Here is an 8,455-nt window from a genome sequence, read left to right on the forward strand (position 1 = left end):
TCTCAATGCATAGCGAAGATCCGTAACTACGCTAAACAAACGAATCGTTCATGAGTTCTTCATATCCTTAACAGATCTCAAAGTGAGTAATACGACCTATTGAGTACTCCGAGGTGGTGGAAACTCGGATGAAGGGGGCTACGGAATCGAAGACTACTGCAAGTTGGACTCAGGTTGTAGTGTGATACACCCGTGTGGTGTCGACTGTTCATGCTATTAAATATAGAACTATGTTTCTGTGCGGAATCATTCTGCTTCCAGTAGTAGTCTATTTTAATGTCGTCTCTTACAACGAACGATGGCGTCGAACTGTACTATGAAACACACGGAGATGGGAAACCGATCGTGTTCGTCAGTGCGTGGTCCAGCACGTTACAATTCTTCGAGAAAAACATCCCCGGCCTCGCCGAAGATTACCGAGTAATTGTATATGATCACCGTGGCCACGGCAAATCCGAGACTCCCGGCCACGGTTATCGCATCTCTCGACTTGCGATGGATCTTAAAGAGCTATTAGACCACTTGAACCTCACTGATGTCACCGCGGTCGGTTGGTCAATGGGAGCAGATGTGTTGTGGTCGTATCTGGAGCTATTCGGGAGTGATCGAATTTCGAAACTGGTTTGTGTCGATCAATCCCCCAAAGAAGATCTTGTCCCACAAGACTGGGATCGGCAAAGCTGCTTCAACGTCGAGGCATTCACGAAACTCACAAAAGACATCGAGTATGCTGAAGAGGAGGTCTTCACTCGCATGGCTGGTCGGTACGATTCAGTAACGCTTGGCGAGTCAGGGTTTGTGGAGGAAATGCTGAACTGCTCGAAGACGGCGAAAATCGAACTCATGCGTGATATCCTCAATCTCGATTGGCGGAAATTCCTCCCCGAGATTGAAATCCCGACGTTGGTGTTTGTTGGCAGAAACAGTCGAGCAACGCCTCCGACGGAGAGCGCTTACGTCGGCGATAATATACCAACTGCTGAAACTGTATTCTTCGACGACGCTAGCCATATGCTTTTCTGGGAAAATCCAGAGAAATTCAACGAGGCTGTCCGAGAGTTCAGTAACTGAAGATCAGGTACCGAGTCGCTCTCCGACTCCTATTGTGCTGCTTGTGCGACAAAATTCTTGATAATCCGACTCTCGGCTCGATGGCGCAACCGACTTACCGCGGATTTGTGGATCTCAAGAATGTCTCCCAGCTCAGCGAGTGTACAGTTCCGAGGACTTTCATAGAACCCCCGCTCGACTGCTTCGATAATGAACTCCCATTGGCGATCCGTGAGCATCTCACTTGCAGTGTGGGATTGGATGAGCGACACGATTTCATACGGAATACCAGCCGCTGCTAACTCGTCGGTATATTCCGATAGCCGTTCGTGTGACCCCGCTAGCTCGACGGAGAACCATCCGTCCCGAAGAATCGTCGGATAAATTGAGATGTTCTTCGACCTACGGAGTGGATCATACGACTTTGTTACCGATGTTTGGAACTGAAGCAACACCATCCGCTCATCGGTATGATAGACATCAACTGCATTTACTTCAGGTGTGTTCTCGAATCGGCGAACGAGTGCGTCTCCCTTGGGGGTCAGGACTTCGAGAATGACGAACGCACCGTCGTCCCGTAGCTGGGTCGCCATCAGTCTGAACTCGGCATCGGGGAAATCGCTTGAAATCATTGCCAACCATCCGTCTACTGCTGTTCCATCGAGCTTCACCTGGATTTGAGGCATCTCATCGGAGAGTCAGCTCTCGATTTACTTAAAGGCAGAAACTTGTTCCTGCACAAACTCACGCTTGCCCCCCACATATCACCAATGGTTGCAATGAATTCACAGACCAAAATCTGGACTGACACCAACGAGGAACAGTACCGATGACAGACTCAGAACCTACTTCTCAATTAGAGGCAAATAAGCGGCTTGCCCGCCGAATTCCGGAAGAAATTTTTGCGGAGGGTGATCTCGACCTGCTTGACGAACTGTACGCCGAAGATGCTGTCGAACGCAATGCGATGGGAACTCACCGGGGTCGACCGGCGATTCGAGAGTCCTATAACAGTTTTCTCACCGCGTTCCCCGACGTCTCGCAGACCGTCGAGAATATCGTTGCGGAAGGAGATCTAGTTGCGGTGCGTATCACGAGTCGTGGGACGCACAAAGGTGAGCTTGGAGGGCTTGAGCCAACCGGGAAGGAGATCGAAGTTCAACAGATGTTCTTCGCCCGCATAAAGGACGGAAGGATAACCGAACGGTGGTTCTTGCCTGATAATCTCAGTCTATTGCAACAACTCGGCGTCATCGATTTCCCACCCTCGTAACGCTGTCCACATCAGTGAGGAGACACTATAGTCATAATTCACCGCGAAGGGATGGAGACGAGTACCTAAAACGGTTGACATTGGTGATCTCTGATGGACTTATCGAACACGTCTTCTATCCGATTTTCCCACCAGATGAACACGCAAGCGAGGTTTTAGAGTGGGTAACGAACAATCCCCGCTAAGGAGCCAGTATAACTGGAGATGGATCTGTTGTTTCCGTTTAGCCAACCGATTCAAACCGATAGCTATCTCAGGCTTCCGACAGAGCCTCGGTATACTACTTGGGTGGGGCTGCGTCGTCACTGAAGCCACTCCCGTACGTTTCGAGCACTTTTGTAACGGTGACCTCGTACGCGTCGTACCACTCAGTCCACCGCTGCTTCGCCCGTTTGTGGTCTGAATTCGCTCCAAATGACTCGAGCGCACCCAGTGACTCCCAGTAATACACGACGAGAATCTCCTCACTCTCCGGGGCGTTCCACGTGCGTTTACCGAGATATCCATCCGTATCTTCAGCGGCCGCTTGTATCGTGTCGTTTAACTTCTGAAACTCCTCATCGTACTCTCACGGGTCAAGGCGGAACGTAACAAGATACATCACTACTTATTCTCACCCACGCCGATAAGATGATTCCCCTCGATGTACGCAAACGTTCGCCACTGGATACTCGCTGACCTAACGTCCTTCTCGCGTTTTCGTCTCTGGCCAGTCTCGCCTGGAACCCCACAACTATCCATCGCTTCAGAGAACACTCCTATGGACAATCCAACCATATCGGAGGCCTGTACCACCCTCCGAGTGGATCCTGTAGTGAACTGCCTATGACACAACACGATAACCGGTCAATCGAGAACCGATTCGCAACCATTGCTGTCGGCGCCGCTGAGACTGAGAGGCGCCCCCACAGAGGTGGCACGAGCGATGTCGTCCCGCCAATCCACCTCTCGACCACGTTCGAGTGGGCCAGCGGGGACAATGCCAACGAACACGACTACTCACGTGAGAGCAACCCGACACGGGCGGCCCTCGAAGAGCAATTAGCTCGCCTCGAAGGCGGCGAACATGCATTGGCGTTCGCCTCAGGGATGGCCGCTACTTCGACGACGATACTGTCGCTGGTCCCGCCGGGTGGCCACCTCGTCTCCTCGGACTCCATCTATAGCGGCACCGAAAAACTGCTCACGGAACTCGCTGCCGGACACCTTAACGTCGACGTGGACTTCGTCGACGCTCGCGACCCCGAAAACGTTGCGGCGGCAGTCAATTCGGACACCGACTTGATCTGGGCAGAGACGCCGACAAACCCGCTGATGCGGCTGTGCGACATTCAGGCGATCGACGACATCGCCGACGATCACGGCATCCTGTTCGGAGTTGACAGTACTTTTGCGAGTCCGTACTTCCAAGCACCGCTCGAGCTGGGTGCCGACGTTGTCGTCCACAGCACCACCAAGTACCTCAACGGGCATTCCGACTCGATCGGCGGTGCCATCATTACCAACGATGAAAGGGTCTTTGAGCAGTTAGCGTTCGCGCAGCGGGTCGGACTTGGGAATATGCTGTCGCCGTTTGACTGCTATCTGGTTGCGCGAGGGGTGAAGACGTTGCCGGCACGGATGGAACACCACGAGACCAACGCGATGGCGGTTGCGCGGTTCCTCGAGAGCCACGATCGGGTGGCGCGTGTCTATTATCCGGGACTGGAGAGTCACCCACAACCTTGCGAGTGAGCAGATGTTGGGGTACAGCGGAATGTTGTCGTTCGAGTTTGACGGTACGCTGGTTGAGCTTGAAGCGTTCATAGAGGGGCTCGAGGTATTTACGCCGGGGGCGAGCCTTGGTGGGGTCGAAAGTTTGATTGAGGTTCCGTCGTTTATGATTCCCGACGAGATTGGCCATGGGAAGGCGACAGCGGAGATCCCGGAGACGTTGGTCCGGGTGTCGGTTGGCCTCGAAGACGCCGATGACCTTTGTGAGGACCTCCGGACAGCGCTGCCGTAGGCGCGCATTCCCCTTTCCACTTGACCGTCCAGATCTCTAAGCGGGCATACGGATCGTTTATGAACAAAAGAGTGTAGCTTATTCGATCGGTTCGATGATGTCTCCAGGACGAATTATCCCATCTTCAAGAATGTCCGCTCGGAGCCCTCCTCGGTGAGTGAGTGCCTGCAATACACCATCGTGAGTGATACGCTGAAGATGATTACATGGTTCACACAGCCGATCCCCTCGACAGATGGCGTCACCGACGCGGAATCGTTGTCCAACGAGATGATTGAGTGCGGCATCACGAGTCTCGATGTTGCGTCTGTGTTCTCCCGGTGCGAGTTCGATTCCCGCTTCACGTTCGATTGCTGCAACTGCCTCTTGCTCAATCAGCGTAAGATCGTACCCATCGTGGCGTTCCTCATCTGGCTCCCAGTCGACGAAAGTTCCCGTTTCAATCTCGCTAAAGTAGCGATCACCTCGGAGCCCATTCCCGGCGATCGCTTCAACGTCGGTCTGCTCTTCCATCTCAACTTCGGCTTCAGGTGCAGTAAAAATCTGTTCGACGGTGCCCCTCCCGGTCATGTGTGTTATGCTGTTTGATAGGAATATAAGCGTACGGGTGGAGGTATTGTTGGCCAGGTAAATGGCAAATCGTTATTCTACTGGTGTTGGCATACGTATTCACCGATATCACAACTAAGTAAAAGTTGAGACCGGAGTTCTCAATGCATCTGGTCGGTAGATCGTTCAATGGTCATTTGCAAAAACTAGCTAAGAATGGATAGTTGATGTCTCGAAAACTACGATGTGACCCGTCGTTCAAGCGCTAGCTTGAGCCCGAAGCCGATAAGAACGCTCCCGCTTACTGTCTGAAGGATCGTCTGCACGAGTTCGCGTTCGGTAATGGCTCGCCGAGCCCGCGCCGAGAAGACTGCTAAGAGTGCTTGATAGCAAAATCCAAGCGTCGCAAAGAGTACTCCGAATGTAAACAGCTGGACGGCAGTCGAACCACTTGGCTGAACAAACTGCGGGAGAAACGCGAGAAAGAACACTGCTACCTTCGGATTTAACGCGTTAATCATGAGCGCGCTTTTGAACGACTCCGTCGGCGTGAAGCTTGTACTCTCTGGTGTGATCTCGAACTCCTCCGAGCTTCTGAACGTTTGGACGCCAAGGTAGACCAAGTACGCTGCACCGACCAATTTGACGATGGTATATGCAACAGCTGATGTTTTAAGAACAGCTGAGAGCCCGAGAACCGCAGCTGTCGTGTGCACGATGCTTCCAGTTGAGGATCCCAATGCAGCAGTAACGCCGACGGTCCGGCCATCACTGATGCTTCGAGTCAGCGTATAGATGCTGTCAGGCCCCGGTGAAATTATCAGCACGAGGGCAGCTGGGATGAATGCGAGAATGATGTTAATGTCGAGCACGAACCAAGAATCACTGATGAGTGGAATAAAACAACGGGTTGCTGTCATAGGTTGCCTCTTTTGCCTATTTAGTTGCAGATTTAACTGTTATATCCCAGTATATTTGTATTCAGTGGATATTGAACAAATATAATAAAAAAAGTAACTAGTACTCAACAATGCCCTCTACACGAATATCTCAACGCGAGGTTTTCCGAACAATTGCGGTAGCATTGTACTTCGAATGGTCAGCCTATGATTCAACACCACTGTACGACCAGAGTTCACTCGGCGGTCTCGAAGAGGACGTTTGAACCGTCGCCACGGTCTGGTTCGAGCATGGCGCTCATCAATTAGTCGAGCACTTTGTTTCTAACTTTCCGCTAGCATATTTTTAGTTTTAGACCATGATCAGTATACTGGATCAACACGATATGATATGACCGTGCTGATGAGGTTATTTCTGCTCAAAGAACTCTCTGGGTGGGAGCACGAGACAGCTCTCATCAAGTATCTTCAGCAGCGGCCATCACTATGCCACCGACTCAATATTGAATCGATACCCGACCAATCGACACTGTAGCGAAGCTGGAATTATCGATTCACCACGGACCTCAGAGACACGGTCGAGACGGCCGCGGAGACGATTTTGTTTACGGCCGATCAAGCAGGCGTTTCAATCTCGCGAGAGCCACCGGACACGCATTCACACGACTTCGTTGAGGAAGCGGCAGATGACGAGCGATCACCGATTGTGACGGCGAACACGGTTCTTACACTGCTGAAGCAGACTGGAATCGGCTAAAGCCGGCGGATAACATAGTGAACGCCCGTCGATAAGCGACAGCATTGGCTCAAGCAGCGCACAACTCGTGAGAATGTTAGAATATTAACTAGAACTATCTCTTAGATTCCAGTTTGAAATGGTTGTAGATCGATGGATCCGTCGAAATCGCGCATCCCGGGTACGCTGTTGCCGGTGTAGTCTCATCTTCCAAATATTAAATTTGATATAACGATATATGGTTTATGGATATTCGAATGGCTGCTATCGCCCGATATAGGGCTTGAAACACGGATTTACACTGGAGGTGGTAATATGCATTCTACTTCTCCATTTTTTACTAAGCGGAAGTGGACTACCCCCGGGATCCCCGAATCGATCTGTGCGGGGATCGTGGTACGGATTTACTGCTCACTCGATTCATTCGGCGAGAAGATTCTATTTGTCTACTAAGACGATCCAAAATGCGGGTCTGTTTTTTACTTCTGGAATCACGCCCGCGCTGTCGTCAACATTAAAATAAACAGTAGATAATATATTAAATATCACACAAGAAGCAAACGTACGAACCGCATTTGACGTCAATTATCGTGGCAAGTTATGGTCACAACAGAAGGCACGTGAGACAATCGAGAACTATTTCCCTATGATCAACGTTCTCATCACGCCTATCCGTGACGCTCAAAATATATTAGGCAAGACCGGTGACGCAAATACAATCGCTAAAGCACTCGCCGACGAGTGGGGATTCGATACCGTCGTGATTACATGTGGGGCGGATGGAGCAGTGGCCCATCAAGACGACGAGTCCGTCGAACAACCGGCATTCGAGACAGAAACGATAGAACCAGTTGGCACCGGAGATGCATTCGTCGGCGGTTTTCTTGCCTGTCAGCTAGCAGAAACTGATCTCGAAACTTCGCTTGAATACGGTGCAGCCGTTGCTGCACTAAAGCGGACTATTCCAGGCGATGTTGCGCTCATTAGCCGTGAGGAGACTGATCGTGTGGTGGAAGGAGAACATACTGTTATCTCTCGATGACTATTTCACATATCAGAAATTCAGATGGAAAATCTTACTAAATCTCGATTGTTGGGCTATACAGATGAAATATCCCATAGAGAGTTTCTGTATCTTCTACTCGGAGAATTGAACGCTTCACGCCGTGGGAACATGAGTAAACGCCCTCACCTAGTCGAGATCTTGCGATTCAAAAAGGCAAATCCACTCCGTTTAGGGCTGTGTTTTGACTTCCTTCCGTCCTGCTATCGTATCCGGAACAAGGCGGAAGTGTCGGAACGAGATATTCTCCGGAGGACGATCGAATATATCAACCATCGGAATCTGGATCGCCCACATTCGTTGGATGGCGGCCGAATCGTATGGCATGTTCGTCACTTTCTCCAAGTGGCCGGTCGCGACGACGCTCTGATATCTCTCGTCGACCTGGTTATATGTGACGAAGGCTACAGGGTTATCGACGACATCCTCTTTTCCACTCTCCGGGGGGAAGGCAAGGCGGTAGTAGAAGGTCGCGGAGTCTGTATCGTATCCATACGACACCGGGATTGTGAATGGTGGGTTGTTGCTCTCCGTTGCAAACGAGATGATGCCCGTGCCCCCCTTTCCGAGAAACTCGTGCAATTCGCCATCGGACATTTGCACCCATCGAAGGTCTTGCATAGTGAACGATACGCCTCGGCAGGAGAAAACAATTCGGTCATTTTTACAGAACCATCCCAAATAATGTATCTCTTCAACTGTATAGAAAGCCTAACTGACGAGAAGCCATAGACAAGCTACGAGATGATTGGTTGAAATTAATCCATGCAAACGGTGAATCCCGGTCAAATCAGTAATTTTTAGACAGTCGCATACTCCTTACTATAGCGAGTATGTCAGATTTATCGGGAAATCCTGACGGTTGTGGGTAACCTATTCT

Annotated in this window: 7 protein-coding genes and 2 pseudogenes; 4 read left to right on the forward strand and 5 right to left on the reverse strand. The window is 50.8% G+C overall.

The annotated features are described in order from the left end of the window. Positions 1–276: 276 nt before the first annotated feature. Complete coding sequence (locus tag LIX15_RS32605; RefSeq protein ID WP_227779023.1) at positions 277–1,071, forward strand: alpha/beta fold hydrolase; 795 nt, start codon at positions 277–279, stop codon at positions 1,069–1,071. Positions 1,072–1,100: 29 nt separating this feature from the next. Here LIX15_RS32605 and LIX15_RS32610 read toward each other — a convergent pair whose 3' ends face one another. Then, on the reverse strand, positions 1,101–1,736 hold the full coding sequence (locus tag LIX15_RS32610; protein WP_227779024.1) for a helix-turn-helix domain-containing protein: 636 nt from the start codon (positions 1,734–1,736) through the stop codon (positions 1,101–1,103). A gap of 143 nt (positions 1,737–1,879) precedes the next feature. On the opposite strand from LIX15_RS32610, the gene LIX15_RS32615 reads away from it, so the two are divergent. Continuing rightward, entirely contained in the window at positions 1,880–2,323 is a 444-nt protein-coding gene (locus LIX15_RS32615) for an ester cyclase (protein WP_227779025.1), read from the forward strand. Between the two features lie 280 nt (positions 2,324–2,603). On the opposite strand, the pseudogene LIX15_RS32620 reads toward LIX15_RS32615, so the two are convergent. Next, a pseudogene (locus tag LIX15_RS32620) lies at positions 2,604–2,924 on the reverse strand (antibiotic biosynthesis monooxygenase family protein). Positions 2,925–3,148: 224 nt separating this feature from the next. Between LIX15_RS32620 and LIX15_RS32625 the strand changes: the two are divergent. Beyond that, positions 3,149–4,328, forward strand: a pseudogene (locus LIX15_RS32625) (trans-sulfuration enzyme family protein). Positions 4,329–4,406: 78 nt separating this feature from the next. On the opposite strand, the gene LIX15_RS32630 reads toward LIX15_RS32625, so the two are convergent. Both LIX15_RS32630 and LIX15_RS32635 read right to left on the reverse strand, forming a co-directional pair. Then, the gene (locus tag LIX15_RS32630; RefSeq protein WP_227779026.1) at positions 4,407–4,898 is read right to left on the reverse strand and encodes an MOSC domain-containing protein; all 492 of its coding nucleotides are present in this window, start codon (positions 4,896–4,898) and stop codon (positions 4,407–4,409) included. A 218-nt stretch (positions 4,899–5,116) separates the two neighbouring features. Continuing rightward, the gene (locus LIX15_RS32635; protein ID WP_227779027.1) at positions 5,117–5,749 is read right to left on the reverse strand and encodes a LysE family translocator; all 633 of its coding nucleotides are present in this window, start codon (positions 5,747–5,749) and stop codon (positions 5,117–5,119) included. Between the two features lie 1,307 nt (positions 5,750–7,056). Between LIX15_RS32635 and LIX15_RS32640 the strand changes: the two genes are divergently transcribed. Next, complete coding sequence (locus LIX15_RS32640; protein WP_227779310.1) at positions 7,057–7,554, forward strand: PfkB family carbohydrate kinase; 498 nt, start codon at positions 7,057–7,059, stop codon at positions 7,552–7,554. A gap of 192 nt (positions 7,555–7,746) precedes the next feature. On the opposite strand, the gene LIX15_RS32645 is transcribed toward LIX15_RS32640, so the two are convergent. Further along, a complete protein-coding gene (locus LIX15_RS32645) occupies positions 7,747–8,196 on the reverse strand; it encodes a pyridoxamine 5'-phosphate oxidase family protein (protein WP_227779028.1) in 450 nt (149 codons plus the stop codon). Positions 8,197–8,455 lie beyond the last annotated feature (259 nt).

The sequence above is a fragment of the Haladaptatus pallidirubidus genome, from assembly GCF_020700235.1.
GTDB lineage: Archaea > Halobacteriota > Halobacteria > Halobacteriales > Haladaptataceae > Haladaptatus > Haladaptatus pallidirubidus.